The 14885-nt window shown below is 61.3% G+C and carries 12 protein-coding genes; 7 read left to right on the forward strand and 5 right to left on the reverse strand.

What is annotated here, in order from left to right:
• Positions 1–371 precede the first annotated feature (371 nt).
• Positions 372–2045, forward strand: coding sequence for a DEAD/DEAH box helicase (locus PBDP_RS08670; protein ID WP_109751451.1), 1674 nt, complete (start codon positions 372–374; stop codon positions 2043–2045).
• Between the two features lie 199 nt (positions 2046–2244).
• Here PBDP_RS08670 and PBDP_RS08675 read toward each other — a convergent pair whose 3' ends face one another.
• A complete protein-coding gene (locus PBDP_RS08675) occupies positions 2245–3012 on the reverse strand; it encodes a DODA-type extradiol aromatic ring-opening family dioxygenase (RefSeq protein ID WP_163854765.1) in 768 nt (255 codons plus the stop codon).
• 104 nt (positions 3013–3116) lie between these two features.
• Here PBDP_RS08675 and PBDP_RS08680 point away from each other — a divergent pair, with 104 nt between their 5' ends.
• Positions 3117–3770, forward strand: a complete 654-nt coding sequence (locus PBDP_RS08680) for a thiopurine S-methyltransferase (protein ID WP_212802098.1) — start codon at positions 3117–3119, stop codon at positions 3768–3770.
• A gap of 80 nt (positions 3771–3850) precedes the next feature.
• Here the strand turns inward: PBDP_RS08680 and htpX are convergent, their stop codons facing one another.
• Together htpX and PBDP_RS08690 are read right to left on the reverse strand one after the other, a co-directional pair.
• A complete protein-coding gene (htpX, locus tag PBDP_RS08685) occupies positions 3851–4738 on the reverse strand; it encodes a protease HtpX (protein WP_003199411.1) in 888 nt (295 codons plus the stop codon).
• A 302-nt stretch (positions 4739–5040) separates the two neighbouring features.
• On the reverse strand, positions 5041–6252 hold the full coding sequence (locus PBDP_RS08690; RefSeq protein ID WP_018603142.1) for a pyridoxal phosphate-dependent aminotransferase: 1212 nt from the start codon (positions 6250–6252) through the stop codon (positions 5041–5043).
• A 221-nt stretch (positions 6253–6473) separates the two neighbouring features.
• Here PBDP_RS08690 and msrB point away from each other — a divergent pair, with 221 nt between their 5' ends.
• The 3 genes from msrB (at position 6474) to PBDP_RS08705 (ending at position 8068) form a co-directional block, all read left to right on the forward strand.
• A complete protein-coding gene (gene msrB, locus PBDP_RS08695) occupies positions 6474–6866 on the forward strand; it encodes a peptide-methionine (R)-S-oxide reductase MsrB (protein WP_109751455.1) in 393 nt (130 codons plus the stop codon).
• Positions 6867–7124: 258 nt separating this feature from the next.
• Positions 7125–7610 carry a glutathione peroxidase gene (locus PBDP_RS08700; RefSeq protein WP_109751456.1) on the forward strand — a complete coding sequence of 162 codons (486 nt, stop codon included), beginning with the start codon at positions 7125–7127 and terminating at the stop codon, positions 7608–7610.
• A complete protein-coding gene (locus PBDP_RS08705; protein WP_109751457.1) occupies positions 7607–8068 on the forward strand; it encodes a MarR family winged helix-turn-helix transcriptional regulator in 462 nt (153 codons plus the stop codon). The genes PBDP_RS08700 and PBDP_RS08705 overlap by 4 nt, the downstream gene beginning before the upstream one ends.
• Here PBDP_RS08705 and PBDP_RS08710 read toward each other — a convergent pair.
• Entirely contained in the window at positions 8052–10373 is a 2322-nt protein-coding gene (locus PBDP_RS08710) for a hybrid sensor histidine kinase/response regulator (RefSeq protein ID WP_109751458.1), read from the reverse strand. The two genes, PBDP_RS08705 and PBDP_RS08710, sit on opposite strands and share 17 nt — an antisense overlap.
• A 163-nt stretch (positions 10374–10536) precedes the next feature.
• On the opposite strand from PBDP_RS08710, the gene PBDP_RS08715 reads away from it, so the two are divergent.
• Positions 10537–11427 carry an ATP-binding protein gene (locus PBDP_RS08715; RefSeq protein ID WP_212802099.1) on the forward strand — a complete coding sequence of 297 codons (891 nt, stop codon included), beginning with the start codon at positions 10537–10539 and terminating at the stop codon, positions 11425–11427.
• On the forward strand, positions 11424–11906 hold the full coding sequence (msrC, locus tag PBDP_RS08720) for a free L-methionine (R)-S-oxide reductase MsrC (RefSeq protein ID WP_109751460.1): 483 nt from the start codon (positions 11424–11426) through the stop codon (positions 11904–11906). Before PBDP_RS08715 ends, msrC begins: the two co-directional genes overlap by 4 nt.
• On the opposite strand, the gene PBDP_RS08725 is transcribed toward msrC, so the two are convergent.
• Positions 11907–14855: an HD domain-containing phosphohydrolase gene (locus tag PBDP_RS08725; RefSeq protein WP_212802100.1), complete on the reverse strand. Its 2949-nt coding sequence runs from the start codon at positions 14853–14855 to the stop codon at positions 11907–11909.
• Positions 14856–14885: the final 30 nt, after the last annotated feature.

Genomic DNA, 14885 nt, shown 5'->3' on the forward strand with positions numbered 1-14885 from the left:
AAGATGAACCGTTTTAGCACCCCACCCCCGCAACGCCGAGCCTTCGCAAAACAAACGGTTGTACCGTTAATCCCAGGGCCCGTGGCAGAGAGCCCCATAACGGGGTCTGGCGATAAAAAAAGCTCCCTTTTCGGGCGAATTCCGGTATAGTGCGCGCCGGCCTTTAGCCGGGCCGCGTCAAGGTAGCGCAATTCCCCGAAGTCAGCTTCGGTTGCATGTCCGCACAACGGATGCTTCCACGACGTTCTTTTTCCATTCATTCGTTTTCGCAAATCCCCGCCGACAAAGCAGCCAGGGCGACTCTTGAGTCTCAACACGGCACGCGCAGCTTTGGAGCATGGGTCTTTGCGGATGCACTTAGAGGCAGACCCATGACCCAGGAAACCGGCGGCTTCGCCGCTTTTAATCTCAACCCGAACATTCTTGCCGCCGTCACTGCGACCGGCTACGAAGAACCTTCGGCTATTCAGCAGCAATCGATCCCGATCATCATGGCCGGCCACGACATGATTGGCCAGGCGCAAACCGGTACGGGTAAAACCGCTGCGTTCGCCCTGCCGATCCTGCATCGCATCGATCCTGCAAAGCGCGAACCGCAAGCCCTGATCCTGGCGCCAACTCGTGAGTTGGCGCTGCAAGTAGCAACCGCTTTCGAAACCTATTCCAAGCAGATGCCTGGCGTTACCGTTGTGGCCGTCTACGGCGGCGCGCCGATGGGCCCACAACTGAAAGCCATCCGTAATGGTGCGCAGATCGTTGTCGCCACTCCGGGTCGTCTGTGCGATCACCTGCGTCGTGACGAAAAAGTCCTGGCCACCGTGAACCACCTGGTTCTGGACGAAGCCGACGAAATGCTCAAGCTGGGTTTCATGGACGACCTGGAAGTCATCTTCAAGGCCCTGCCGGCTACCCGCCAGACCGTATTGTTCTCGGCCACCCTGCCGCAATCGATCCGTGCCATTGCCGAGCGCCACCTGCGCGATCCGCAGCACGTGAAGATCCAGACCAAGACCCAGACCGTTACCGCGATCGAGCAGGCTCACCTGCTGGTTCACGCTGACCAGAAGACTTCCGCCGTTCTCAGCTTGCTGGAAGTGGAAGACTTCGACGCCCTGATCATGTTCGTGCGCACCAAGCAAGCGACCCTGGACCTGGCCAGCGCCCTGGAAGCCAAAGGCTACAAAGCCGCTGCGCTGAATGGTGACATTGCCCAGAACCAGCGTGAGCGCGTGATCGACTCCCTCAAGGATGGCCGCCTGGACATCGTGGTCGCGACCGACGTCGCGGCCCGTGGCCTGGACGTTCCGCGCATCACCCACGTGTTCAACGTGGACATGCCGTACGACCCGGAATCCTACGTTCACCGTATCGGCCGTACCGGCCGTGCCGGTCGCGAAGGCCGCGCGCTGCTGCTGGTTACCCCGCGCGAGCGCCGCATGCTGCAAGTGATCGAGCGTGTGACTGGTCAGAAAGTCGCTGAAGTTCGCCTGCCGGACGCTCAGGCTGTTCTCGATGCCCGCATCAAGAAACTGACCAACAGCCTGTCGCCACTGGTGGCTGACGCCGAATCGACCCACGGTGATCTGCTCGATCGCCTGACCGCCGACATCGGTTGCACCCCGCGCGCACTGGCCGCCGCACTGCTGCGCAAGGCCACCAACGGCCAAGCGCTGAACCTGGCTGCAATCGAGAAGGAACGTCCCCTGGTGCCGAACAGCGCCCCGCGTGGCGATCGTCCTGAGCGCACCGGTGATCGTCCGGACCGTGGTGATCGCGAGCGTCGTGCCCCGATCCCGCTGGCCGAAGGTCGTGCTCGCTGCCGTACCGCGCTGGGTGCCCGTGACGGCATCGCGGCCAAGAACCTGCTGGGTGCCATCCTCAACGAAGGCGGCCTGGCCCGCGAAGCCATCGGCCGCATCCAGGTGCGTGACAGCTTCAGCCTGGTCGAGCTGCCGGAAGATGGTCTGGAGAAGTTGCTGACCAAGCTGAAAGACACCCGCGTGGCCGGCAAGCAGCTCAAGCTGCGCCGCTATCGCGAAGATTGATCGGCTCTTGGGCTGATTGATCGAACATGAAAAATCCCCGACTGGTTCGGGGATTTTTTTGTCTGTTGTTTGGCGTGCCTTCAGGAGAGTGGTGTGGACGCCAATCGCGAGCAGGCTCGCTCCCACAGGGGTTTTGTGAGCGCCGAAAATCCAATGTGGGAGCGAGCCTGCTCGCGATTGGAGCGACCCGGTCTATCTGTCAGTCAAACCGATAGATATCCATCCCCAACGTCCCCATCGTGAAGCCTTGGTGGGCAACGCTGAACTTCCCACCCGCACCCCGGGCGAAATACAGCGGCAACAAATGCTCGTCGCTGGGGTGGCTGCGCACGGCGTTCGGTGCTTGGCGCCGGTAGTCGTGCAGCGCGGTCTCATCGTCGGTCGCCAACTTCTCGACTATCCAATCACGAAAGGCCTTGGCCCAAGGCTCGATACTGTCGGGGCCAGCGTTCCAGTCCAGGTCGCGCAGGTTATGGGTGATGCTGCCGGAGCCGATCAACAGGATGTCTTGCTGGCGCAGGCTCGCCAGGGCTTGGCCGACCTGTGTCTGCAATGCCGGCCCTTGGCGGCTGGGCAGGGAAACCTGCACCACCGGAATGTCGGCCTCCGGGTACATCAACGACAATGGCACCCAGACGCCATGGTCGGAGGGCCGTTGAGGGTCGAGGCGTGCCGGCAGGTGCGCGGCATTGAGCATGTCTGCCACTTGCGTCGCCAGTTGAGGATCACCAGGCGCGGGGTACTGCACCTCATACAGCGCCGGTGGAAAGCCGCCGAAGTCGTGCCAGGTGCGCGGCTGCGGATTGGCACTGACCAACAGTTCATTGCTTTCCCAGTGGGCGGATACGATGACGATGGCCTTGGGCTTGGGCAATTGAGCGGCCAGGCGAGCCAATGCCGGACCGCTGTCGCCGGGTTCCAGAGCGAGCATGGGTGAGCCATGGGAGATAAACAGGCTGGGCAGCATGAAGGGGCTCCTGAGCGTTAAGATGTGATCATCTTCCGTCAGGTCAATGATCTAAATCTAATATAAGTTTTAGCCCGTTTTGATCGAGTTTTTTGGAGTGAATCATGGAGCCCGAGTTTTGGCACAAGCGCTGGTCATCGAACCAGATTGGTTTTCACTTGCCAGAGGTGAACCCCTACCTGCAACGTTTCTGGCCGCAACTGGGTCTGGCGCAGGGTAGTCGAGTGCTGGTGCCGTTGTGTGGGAAAAGCCTGGATCTGTTGTGGCTTGCCCATCAGGGGTACTCAGTGCTTGGCGTGGAGTTGTCGGAAAAAGCCGCCACTGATTTTTTTCTTGAACGTCAGCTTGAGCCGAGCGTAAGTGAGGAGGGCGCGTTCAAGGTCTTCCGTGCCGAGGGTGTCGAAATCCGCTGTGGTGATTTCTTTGCCTTGAGTGCTGCAGATGTGGCCGATTGCGCGGCGTTGTACGACCGTGCTGCGTTGATTGCCTTGCCGGTGGCGATGCGAGAGCGGTATGCGGTTCATTTGCAGAAAATCATGCCCGCGTGCGTGGGATTGCTGATTACCCTAGATTACAACCAGGATGAAATGCCTGGCCCACCTTTCTCCGTAGGAAATGATGAGGTGCTGCGGCTGCTGGGAAATGTCTGGCGGCTGGAGGTCTTGCAGGAACAGGATGTGCTGGGGGAAAGCTGGAAGTTCTTGCAGGCTGGAGTGAAGCGGCTGGATGAGCGGGTGTATCGGATTTCCAGTCGTTGAAGTGAGTGTTTGTGCTGGCGTGCCTAAACCAGCAGACAAAAAAAGCCCGCATCGCTGCGGGCTTTCTCTTGAGGCTTCAGTCAGCCGCGACGACGCAGTGCGTCGATACGCTCTTCCAGCGGCGGGTGGCTCATGAACATGCGCGCCAGGCCCTGCTTGATGCCACCGTTGATGCCAAAGGCATTCAGGGTGTCGGGCATGTGCACCGGCAAGCCTTGCTCGGCGCGCAGGCGTTGCAGGGCACCGATCATGGCGCTGGTACCAGCCAGGCGTGCACCGGCGTCGTCGGCGCGGAACTCGCGCTTGCGCGAGAACCACATGACGATGGCGCTGGCGAGGATGCCCAGTACCAACTCGGCGAAGATGGTCGCCACGTAGTAGGCGATGCCTTGGCCCTCTTCGTTCTTGAAGATCACCTTGTCGACGAAGTTGCCGATGATGCGGGCGAAGAACATCACGAAGGTGTTCACCACGCCCTGGATCAGCGCCAGAGTCACCATGTCGCCGTTGGCGACGTGGCCGATCTCGTGGGCCAGCACGGCCTTGACTTCATCGGGCGAGAACCGCTCGAGCAAACCCTGGCTGACGGCGACCAGGGCGTCGTTCTTGTTCCAGCCGGTGGCGAAGGCGTTGGCCTCGTAGGCCGGGAAGATACCGACTTCCGGCATCTTGATACCGGCTTCGCGGGACAACTGCTCGACGGTTTGCAGCAGCCATTGCTCGTGGCGAGTGCGCGGCTGGCTGATGATCTGGGTGCTGGTGCTCATCTTCGCCATCCACTTGGAGATGAACAGCGAGAACAGGGAACCGGCGAAACCGAACACCGCACAGAAAATCAGCAGCTGATTGAGGTTGAGGTCAACCCCGTTGGCCGCCATGAACCCGTTGAAGCCGAAGAGGCTCAGGGTGATGCTGGCAATCAGCACGACCGCCAGGTTAGTGGCCAAGAACAGCAGGATGCGCATCATGGTTGTGGAAATCTCCTCGTGCTAAAGATGTAGCGTTATGCGGGGTATATAAGGTGCTGCCGCAGGCTATTCAACTCACCGACTATTTCAAACTGTGTCCTACAGCTGTCCTAAATGTTTGAAAGACTTTTCTGAAAGTGACTGGGGAAAAGAAATACGGCGCCTGCACCCCGTGAACGTTGAGCCGGGGTGCCCGTTGGCTCTCCAGTCCCTAGTGTAGAAGGCCTGGCGGAGTCGGCAGAACGGATATGTTGCTGAATCAAACAGCGTGCGAGGCGAGGACTCCCCGCACGCTGCCTGGCTTATTGACGGTAGGACTTGAGGAAGTTGCCGATCCGGCCAATGGCCTGGTCGAGGTCATCGACCCGCGGCAGGGTCACGACGCGGAAGTGGTCCGGCCACGGCCAGTTGAACGCCGTTCCCTGGACCACCAGCAGCTTTTCGGACAGCAGCAGGTCGAGGACGAATTTTTCATCGTTGTGGATCGGGCAGACCTTCGGGTCGATCCGTGGGAAGGCATACAGCGCGCCCATCGGCTTGACGCAACTGACGCCAGGAATATCGTTGAGCAATTCCCAGGTGCGATTGCGCTGTTCCAGCAGCCGGCCCTGGGGCAGGACCAGGTCGTTGATGCTCTGGTAGCCGCCCAGCGCCGTCTGGATCGCATGCTGGCTCGGCACGTTGGCGCACAGGCGCATGTTGGCCAGCATGTCGATGCCTTCGATGTAGCTCTGGGCGTGGTGCTTGGGCCCGGAGATAGCGATCCAGCCGGAGCGGAAACCGGCGACCCGATAGGATTTGGACAGGCCGTTGAAAGTCAGGCACAGCAGGTCCGGCGCCAGGGACGCGGTGCAGACATGCACGGCATCGTCGTAGAGGATCTTGTCGTAGATCTCGTCGGAGAACACCACCAGGTTGTGCTGGCGGGCCAGTTCCAGCATGCCCAGCAGCACTTCCCTGGAATACACGGCGCCGGTCGGGTTGTTCGGGTTGATGATCACCAGTGCCTTGGTATTGGGCGTGATCTTGGCCTTGATGTCCGCCAGGTCGGGGAACCAGTTGGCCTGTTCGTCGCACAGGTAATGCACCGGGTTGCCACCGGACAGGCTCACGGCAGCGGTCCACAGCGGATAGTCCGGCGCCGGCACCAGCACTTCGTCGCCGTTGTTGAGCAGCGCCTGCATGGACATCACGATCAGCTCGGACACGCCGTTGCCCAGGTAGATGTCCTCGATGCCGATCCCTTCGACCTGCTTCTGCTGGTAGTACTGCATCACGGCCTTACGGGCACTGAACAGGCCCTTGGAGTCGCTGTAGCCCTGGGCCGTCGGCAGGTTGCGGATGACGTCCTGGAGAATTTCATCGGGCGCTTCGAAACCAAAGGGCGCCGGGTTGCCGATGTTCAGCTTGAGGATGCGATGGCCTTCCTCTTCCAGGCGTTTGGCGTGCTTGAGCACCGGGCCGCGAATGTCGTAGCAGACGTTGGCGAGCTTGTTCGATTTGCTGACCTGCATGGCGATGTGTTCCCGAAAATGAACGATCCAGGCGGCGTATGAACTACCGTACTGGGGATCCTGCGTCTGTGCCCAGGCCTGACGCGGTAATAGGCGCCACAATCCGTTTGAATGCGCATGACGTGACTGCCAGACTGGCGTCTGACGAGGCGCAATCATACGTGCCGCCCGATCTGCGGAAAAGCATCGGATCGGGCTTTTTCAATTGCCGAGGTAGGACGATGGAAAAGTTGCAGAAAACCCTTGAAGAATGGCGCGCCATGCTCGACCCGGAGCAGTACAACGTCTGTCGGTTGAAGGGCACCGAACGACCGTTCTCCGGTAAGTACAACGCCACCAAGACCGACGGTGTGTACCACTGCATCTGCTGCAATGAACCGTTGTTCGATTCGCGGACCAAATTTGACTCTGGCTGCGGCTGGCCGAGTTTCTACGCGCCGATCGAAGGCAGCGCGGTGGTCGAGGTGCGGGACGTCAGCCACGGCATGATCCGTACCGAGGTGGTCTGTGCCAAATGTGATGCCCACTTGGGCCACGTCTTCCCCGACGGTCCGCCGCCGACGGGGCTGCGGTACTGCATCAACTCGGTGTGCCTGGATCTCGTGCCTCGGTAGGGACTGTTCACCACAATCCTCCTGTGGCGAGGGAGCTTGCTCCCGCTGGGCGGCACAGCCGCCCCAAAACGGCCTGGCATAGTTCTCCTGGCAGACCGCGTCGGCCGGTTTTACGACGGCTGCGCCGCCGAGCGGGAGCAAGCTCCCTCGCCACAAAAGCCCGGAGGGCTGAAGTCATGGTTTCGGACAATTAAATTGCACACAATTGAATCGTTCGCTATCTTCGCCGCCTATCCCATACATTTTCGGAGCCTTGCCATGAGCGACAACCTGCTGAGCATCCCCTGTACCACCATCAAGGGTGAGCAAAAGACCCTCGCCGATTTCGCCGGCAAGGCTGTGCTTGTCGTCAACACCGCCAGCCAGTGCGGATTCACCCCGCAATACAAGGGCCTCGAGGCGTTGTGGCAGACCTACAAGGACCAGGGCCTGGTGGTGTTGGGCTTTCCCTGCAATCAGTTCGGCAAGCAGGAGCCAGGCAACGAGGGGGCGATCACCGAGTTCTGCGAACTGAACTTCGGCGTGAGTTTTCCGCTGTTCAAGAAAATAGAAGTCAACGGTGCCAACGCTCATCCTCTGTTCGTCCAGCTTAAACAGCGGGCGCCCGGCGTGCTGGGGTCCAAAGGCATCAAGTGGAATTTCACCAAGTTCCTGATCGGCAAGGACGGTCAGGTGGTCAAGCGTTTTGCCCCGACCACCAAGCCCGAGGATTTGACCGGTGAGATCGAAGCGCTGCTCAAATGAATGACCTGTCAGTCGATTCGCTGAAGCTCGACAGCCAGTTGTGCTTCAAGCTGTACGCCGCTTCGCGCGCGGTGATCCGTGGCTACAAACCCATGCTCGATCAACTCGGCCTGACCTATCCGCAATACCTGGCGATGCTGGTGTTGTGGGAATGGCAGGACGCCGCCCCGCAACAACCAACGGTCAAGGCCCTGGGGGAGCGTTTGCTGTTGGATTCCGGCACGCTGACGCCGCTGCTCAAGCGCCTGGAACAGCTGGATCTGGTCCAGCGCCAGCGTTCGGCCCTGGACGAGCGGGAGGTGCACTTGAGCCTGTCGACTGCCGGGCGAGCCCTGCGTGAACAGGTTGGCCCGCTCAAGGCCCGGTTGTTGTGCGACAGCGGTATCGACCTGGACCGCCTGGGGACGTTGCGAGATGGTCTGGATCACCTGCTGGGCCAGATCAAAGCGCTGACGTAGTGGGCACCCACTGGTCCAGCACCGCCGCCAGCTCTTCGCGGCGGAACGGCTTGGACAGGTAGTCGTTCATGCCGGCCGCGCGGCAGCGCTCGCGTTCCTCGGGCATCGCATTGGCTGTCAGGGCAACAATCGGCAGGTCCGACCAGCGCCCGCTGCGGCGGATCTGCCGGCTGGCTTCGTAGCCATCCATCACCGGCATGTTGCAGTCCATCAACACCAGGTCGAAAACCCGCTGTTCCAGTTGAGCCAGGGCTTCGGCGCCGTGGGCCGCGACGGTGACTTCGCAGCCCAGTTTCACCAGCATCCCCTTGGCCACCAGTTGATTGACCGGGTTGTCTTCCACCAGCAGCACCCGTCCACGCAAGGACGGCGCCAGGGCTTCGATCTGTGCGTCATTGATGATGGTCGCCTCGCTCTGCATGGCACGCCGCAGAATCTGGTACAGCGCATGGCGCGCCAGTGGCCGGGCCTGTTGGATCAGCGGCGCGAGGGCGGCGGCTTCTTCGCCGGGCATGAAACTGCCATAGGCGGTCACCAGCAGGATCGGTGCGTCAAAGGTGGGCCGCAGGTTGAACAGGCATTCCGGGCAGTCGGTAATCAGCACGTCGGGCGTGAGCCCCAGCAACCCGTCGTCGATGGAGCGTTGTACATAATCCAGTCCCCATCCCGGCAACAGCATGCCCAGCAACTCGGCCAGCCCGCTGCTGCTGGCGGTGATGGCGACGACGTTGCCGTGCAACGGCTCGACCGGCGGCGCAGGGAGATGGCAAGGCAGGGGCAGGTCGGCACAGAACTGACTGCCAAAGCCGGCTTCGGAACTGATCGTCAACCGGCCCTGCATGGCTTCGCAGAGGTTGTAGGTCAGTGCCAGGCCCAGCCCGGTGCCACCGAATTGGCGGGTAATCCCGGCGCCAGCCTGGGTGAACGGCTGCAGGATTCTTGCCTGGGCTTCCTGGGGGATGCCAATGCCCGTGTCGCAGACCTCGATTCGCACGCCGCCTTCGTAATGGCTCAACTTCACGTCGACCCGGCCGAAGCGCGTGAATTTCAGTGCGTTGGACAACAGGTTGCTGACGATCTGGCGCACCCGGGTCGGGTCGCCCAATACCTGCGCCGGGAACTGCGGGTCGATCAGGCAGGCCAGTTCGACACTGGGGGCCGCGTTCTGGGAAAGCAGGTTGGCGGTGTCCTCCACCAGGGAGCCGAGGTCGAACGGAATGCGTTCGAGCTCCAGTTGGCCGGCGTCGAATTTCGACAGGTCGAGGATGTCGTTGAGCAGTTCGACCAATACCTTGCCCGAGTCATGGGCAATCGATAGCTGCTGCTGTTGTTCGGCCGTCAGGGGGCCGTCCAGGGACAGGGCGATCATTCCCAGCAGGCCGTTGAGCGGTGTGCGGATCTCGTGGCTCATGTTAGCGAGGAACACGGAGCGGGCTTCGGCCATGTCCAGGGCGGTGCGCCGGGCCACCTCCAGCTCCTCGTTGGACTGGCTGAGGCGGGCATTGATGGCCTTGAGTTCGGCGGTGCGGGCCGAGACGATGTTTTCCAGTTGCGCCAGGTATTCAGTGAGGCGATTTTCGGCCGTGCGTCGTTGCTGGATTTCGGTGGAGATATTTTCGAACTGCTGGTTGGCGACGGACACCAGCACGCCGATCTCATCGGACTGGTGGCCGGAAGGGCATTCCAGGCGGTTCTGTTCGCTGCTGCTCGGGTCGCGGCTGCTCAGTTCGCGGATGACCCGCACCAGGGGCTTGGTCAGCATCACGTAGAACAGCGCCAGCAACAGGCCGGTCAGGATCAGGCTGCGGGCGAAGCCATTGAGCAAGGTGACCTCGGCACGGCGCAGGAAACGACTGCCGAACGCATAGGTGTCGACGTCCAGTCGCAGCATGCCCAGGGATTCTCCGGGCAGGTGGTCCAGGTAGAGCCGGTCCTCGAACTGCCGCTGGGCGCCGAACAGGAAGTCACTGATGAACCGATAGCTGCTTTGCAGCTCAGGCCGCTTGACGCTGGCCAGCACCGTATTGTTATTGTCGATCAACTCGGCCCCGATGATGGCCGGTGAGCGCAACAGGCCCATGGACAGTTCCTGGGCGAGCTCGGCGTCGATGTTGTAGGCGATGCGCGAAGCCGGGTTGTGGCTGATTTCCAGCAGCGAGAGGATTTCACGGTTGATCGACGCGTCTTCACTGGCATAATCGATGCCGATCTGCATCAGGCTGAGCAAGGTGCCCAACACGAAGCCCACCAGGACGGTCAGGCGGGCCTGCTTATAGGAAAGCCGTTGGGTGAATCTGATGTCCATTGAGTGATGAACCACTTACGTTTCCCTTCGCCGGTCAAGCATAGCTGATCATCTCTGAATACCGGTGCAGCCGGTGTGTATTGTGTGAAGTAGACCCGCCATTGGCTACGGCGTTTCGTAGCCCGAGCGCCATCATTACTGTGAACCTGTCCGAGGAAAAGACGTGGACTCGCGATTGAATGCTTTTCTTGAGCGTGCCGATGCCGTGCTGGCCCGGATCGAGCCTTTGCTGCCGGCGCCCCGGCCCGCCATCGATTGGACCCAGACCCTGGCCGCCCGCTGGCAGCGTGATGGACGTAGCGGCTATCTGCTGCCGCTGCAGGTCAGCCTCGACATGCGCCTGTCGGACCTGATCGGCGTGGACCGCCAGGTCGAACAACTGGGCCGCAACACGCGGCAGTTCCTCGATGGCATGCCCGCCAACCATGCCTTGCTCTGGGGCTCGCGTGGCACCGGCAAGTCTTCCCTGGTGCGTGCCCTGTTGGCCGAACATGCCCAGCAAGGCCTGCGGTTGATCGAGATCGAACGCGATCACCTGGCCGATCTGCCCCGGGTGGTCGAGCAGGTTGCGAAACTGCCACAGCGTTTCGTGTTGTTCTGTGATGACCTGTCGTTCGAATCCGGTGAGGGCGATTACCGGGTGCTCAAGAGCGTGTTGGATGGATCCCTGGAGCAGGCACCGGACAACGTGCTGTTGTATGCCACCTCCAACCGTCGGCACCTGGTGCCGGAAAAGGAAAGCGACAACGAGAACTGGAAACGGGTCGACGGCGAACTTCACCCCAGCGAAGCGGTGGAGGACAAGATCGCCTTGTCCGACCGCTTTGGCTTGTGGCTGTCGTTTTATCCCTTTACCCAGGAGCATTTCCTCAACGTGGTGGAGCACTGGATCAGCGAACTGGCGACCAAGGCCGGGCTGGCCTGGCAGCGCGACGAAGCGCTGGATGTGCTGGCGGTGCGTTGGGCAACCGGTCGCGGCAACCGCAACGGACGTTGCGCCTACCAGTTTGCCCGTTATTGGGTAGGCCTGAAATTGTTGGAGCACAAGGCATGATCGATTTGAAGGGCACCGGAGTTGGCCTGGACGGCTACGCGTTGTTATCGGCACAGCTGGAATCCTTGCTGGCCGATGAGCGTGACTTCATCGCCAACGCGGCGCAGTTCTCGGCTTTCCTGTCCAGTCAGCTGGACGACCTGAACTGGGCCGGTTTCTACCTCAATCGCAACGAAGAGCTGGTCCTGGGGCCGTTCCAGGGCCAGATCGCCTGCGTGCGGATTCCCTTTGGCCGCGGCGTGTGTGGCACGGCGGCAGCGACCCGGCAGACTCAGCGCGTCGAAGATGTCCATGCCTTCGCCGGGCACATCGCCTGCGACAGTGCGTCGAACAGCGAGCTGGTGGTGCCGTTGGTCAAGGACGGGCGCCTGATTGGCGTGCTGGACCTGGACAGCCCGAAACTGGCGCGCTTTACCGAACATGACCAGGCTGGCATTGAAGCGTTGGCTGCGATATTCCTGCGCCTGACGGATTGCTGATCATGCCTTCAGCCCGGCCTTGACCAGCAGGGCATCGGGGTCGACTTCATCGATCTGGTGCGGGTCGAGGAACTGATTGGCGTAGCTCAGGTAGACCTTTTCATCGATGAAGAGCCCGAACAGTTCGGGATCGATATGGGCGTCACGGCACATGGTGGCCATGATGCCCAGGGCTTCGCTCAGTTTCTTCGCTTTCTTGTAGGGGCGGTCGGCCGCCGTCAGCGCTTCGAAAATATCGGCAATGGCCATCATGCGTGCCGGCAGGCTCATCTCTTCGCGTTTGAGGCGCTTGGGATAACCGCTGCCATCCATCTTCTCGTGATGACCGCCGGCTATCTCCGCCACGTTTTCCAGGTGGCTGGGGAAGGGCAACTGGCTGAGCATCAGGATCGTCTGCACCATGTGATGGTTGATGACGTAGCGCTCCTCGCGGGTCAGCGTGCCTCGGGTGATGCTCAGGTTGTAGAGTTCGCCGCGGTTGTATTTCCAGGCCGGTACATCGAGCTGGAAGCCCCACGGATTGTCCGCCGGGATCAGTTCGCTCGCGTGGCGCTCGAACAGGTGCTCGGGCTTGTCCGCCAACAGCCGCTCAGTGACTGGTAGTGTCGGCTTGGGCGTGCGGGCCTGGCGACGGTTCTCTTCCCAGGAAACTCCCAGGCGATCGTCGAGGGTCCGCGTCCAGGGGCGTTGGGCAATCTGTTGCAAGCGTTGCAGGTCGGCCTCGGCCATGGCTTCGCTGCCTTGGTTGCAATGGGCGACGAAGGCAAAGTCGTCATCCAGGGCCGCCAATGTCGCGTCGCGCCGTTGCGCCAGGGATGAGGCCTCGCCGCCGCTTGCCACGGCCTGCCAGTAATCGACCCAGGCATCGCGCTTGAGCACTTCGAAACGGGTGCGTATCTCGTGGATCCGGTCGTTCAGGGTTTCCAGCTTGGTGGCTTTGTCGACGACGTATTCGGGGGTAGTGACCTTGCCGCAATCGTGCAGCCAGGCGGCGATGTGCAGAGCTTCCCATTCATCTTCCGTTGGCTGATAGGTGTCGAATGCCGGTGCCTGGCTGGCGGCGGCGGCCTGGGCGAGCATCAGGGTCAGCACCGGCACCCGCTGGCAATGGCCGCCGGTATAGGGACTCTTGGCATCGATCGCGCCGGCCAGCAATTGGATGAATGCGTCCAGCAATTGCTTTTGCCTGGCTTGCAGGCGCTGGCTCTCGATGCTCACGGTGGCGGCACCGGATACGGCCTGCAGGAAGGCGATGCGGTCGGGCTGCAGTTTTTCCAGGTCGGCTTCGGTGCCACTGTCGGTGATCAGCAATACCAGTACGCCGACGGTTTCCTGGTGCCGATTGCGCAGACGGATACCGATCAGGTGGACCCGCGGCGAGTCCAGTTCCCGCAGGACGCCCTGCAAGTCGCCCGCCTGCTCGAAGCCCAGGGATGTCACGAAATTTTCCGAGACGGCCAGTTGCTGGAGCCATTGAGGGCTGTCGCCCGCTTGCAACTCATGACCGCGCAGTTTGAAGTCATCGAGATCCCGAGGTGCGCCGTCGATCACCAGCCCATGTGGCTTGACCCGATTGTCGTCGTTCTCGCGCAGGTAGATCAGACCGGCCTGGGCCTGGCCGATTTTCACGGTTTCAAATAACACCCGCTCCAGCAATGGGACGAAGCGGGTTTCGGCGCGCAGGCTGGCGGTGATTTCAAAGAAACTTGCCAAGGTCTCTTTCATGCGCGCCATCGATACGCTCAATTGATCGACCTCCAGCACCGGGGAACGACGCGACACCGGATAGTTGAAATCAAAGCTGCGAATGGCATCGGCCTCCTGCACCAGTTCGCGCAAGGGCTTGACCAGGATTCTGGACGTCAGCCAGCCCAGCGGCAGGCACAGCAGCAAGGTGGCGAGGGTGATGAGCGCGCCTTGCCAGCGCATGCGATAGGCATTGGCCAGCAGCTCATCCTCAGGGACCAGCAATGCCAGTTCCAGGCCGTGGGGCCCGCCTTCCTGCATATGGCTGCGAGAAACGATCCACTGGCGTCCGGCCGCCTCCAGGCGCGTCGCATCGGTGTTGTCATCGAGCGCAGCGGCGATCGCGGGGCTGAGGTCGCGAGCCTTGATCAGGCGTGCCGACTGGGCATCGACGAGCAGCCGGCCGCTGTCGGGATAACCCACTGCGTTGCCCTTGGGGTCGAGCAAGACGATTTCGGTGCCGCTGGTCACCTTGTGCTTGGCCAGGGTTTGGGACAAGGCCGCCAGGGTCAGGTCGGCGCCAATGACAGCCTGTTCGCCGCTGCGCCGGGCGAGGGTGGTGCCGACGTTATGGATGGAGAAAAAAACGTAGGGCTCGGTGGTGATCTGCTCAGTGCTGCCGACGGCGCTGCGAAACCAGCCGCGGTTGCGTGGATCGTAGGTTTCACCGGTAATGTCCCGGCGTTCGATGAGCGTCAGGGTTTCATCGTAAAACAGTGATTGGGCGAGTATCGGCGTCTGCTCGGTTGTCCGTTCCACGGTCCAGACCTGGTAGGCCGCCTCGGCCGGTGCCTGCAGGGCGGCTTTGAGGGCAGCGGTGCGCAATGGCCGGACCATCAGGAAGTTGCCGTGACGATCGCCCAGGTACAACGACGCCAGGTTCGGATTATCCCGTAGCGCCTGACTGAAAGGCACGAGCAGGGCCAGGCGTTGCGCCATCTGCGGCGTGCGCGTCGCCGGGTAGTCGGCCAGCAGGCTCAGCAGATGGCGGATCGGTTCGTAGGTGTCGTACAAATCCAGGCGCACATCCTGTTCAATGCGGTTGAACAGTTTTTCACTGCTGGAGAGGATGATTTGCGTGGTTTGCCGGTAATTGAAAATACCCAGCACCACCCCGGTCAGCAGCAAAAGCAGGGTAAACATCACGCTGATGTGGACGTGCAGGGGGAACCGGCGTTTTTTCGGACGCGGTGCGCTGGGCATTGCAGTCACTCCAAGTGTCGGGGGGCGTTC

This window comes from Pseudomonas sp. St290, assembly GCF_018325805.1.
Lineage (GTDB): Bacteria > Pseudomonadota > Gammaproteobacteria > Pseudomonadales > Pseudomonadaceae > Aquipseudomonas > Aquipseudomonas bijieensis.

Excerpts from the sequence above, each read along its gene's own strand:
- PBDP_RS08690 (WP_018603142.1), bottom strand. The coding sequence starts at position 6,252 with ATGCAGGTCAGCAAATCGAACAAGCTCGCCAACGTCTGCTACGACATT.
- PBDP_RS08680 (WP_212802098.1), top strand. The coding sequence starts at position 3,117 with ATGGAGCCCGAGTTTTGGCACAAGCGCTGGTCATCGAACCAGATTGGT.
- PBDP_RS08705 (WP_109751457.1), top strand. The coding sequence starts at position 7,607 with ATGAATGACCTGTCAGTCGATTCGCTGAAGCTCGACAGCCAGTTGTGC.
- htpX (WP_003199411.1), bottom strand. The coding sequence starts at position 4,738 with ATGATGCGCATCCTGCTGTTCTTGGCCACTAACCTGGCGGTCGTGCTG.
- PBDP_RS08700 (WP_109751456.1), top strand. The coding sequence starts at position 7,125 with ATGAGCGACAACCTGCTGAGCATCCCCTGTACCACCATCAAGGGTGAG.
- msrC (WP_109751460.1), top strand. The coding sequence starts at position 11,424 with ATGATCGATTTGAAGGGCACCGGAGTTGGCCTGGACGGCTACGCGTTG.
- PBDP_RS08675 (WP_163854765.1), bottom strand. The coding sequence starts at position 3,012 with ATGCTGCCCAGCCTGTTTATCTCCCATGGCTCACCCATGCTCGCTCTG.
- PBDP_RS08725 (WP_212802100.1), bottom strand. The coding sequence starts at position 14,855 with ATGCCCAGCGCACCGCGTCCGAAAAAACGCCGGTTCCCCCTGCACGTC.
- msrB (WP_109751455.1), top strand. The coding sequence starts at position 6,474 with ATGGAAAAGTTGCAGAAAACCCTTGAAGAATGGCGCGCCATGCTCGAC.
- PBDP_RS08670 (WP_109751451.1), top strand. The coding sequence starts at position 372 with ATGACCCAGGAAACCGGCGGCTTCGCCGCTTTTAATCTCAACCCGAAC.
- PBDP_RS08710 (WP_109751458.1), bottom strand. The coding sequence starts at position 10,373 with ATGGACATCAGATTCACCCAACGGCTTTCCTATAAGCAGGCCCGCCTG.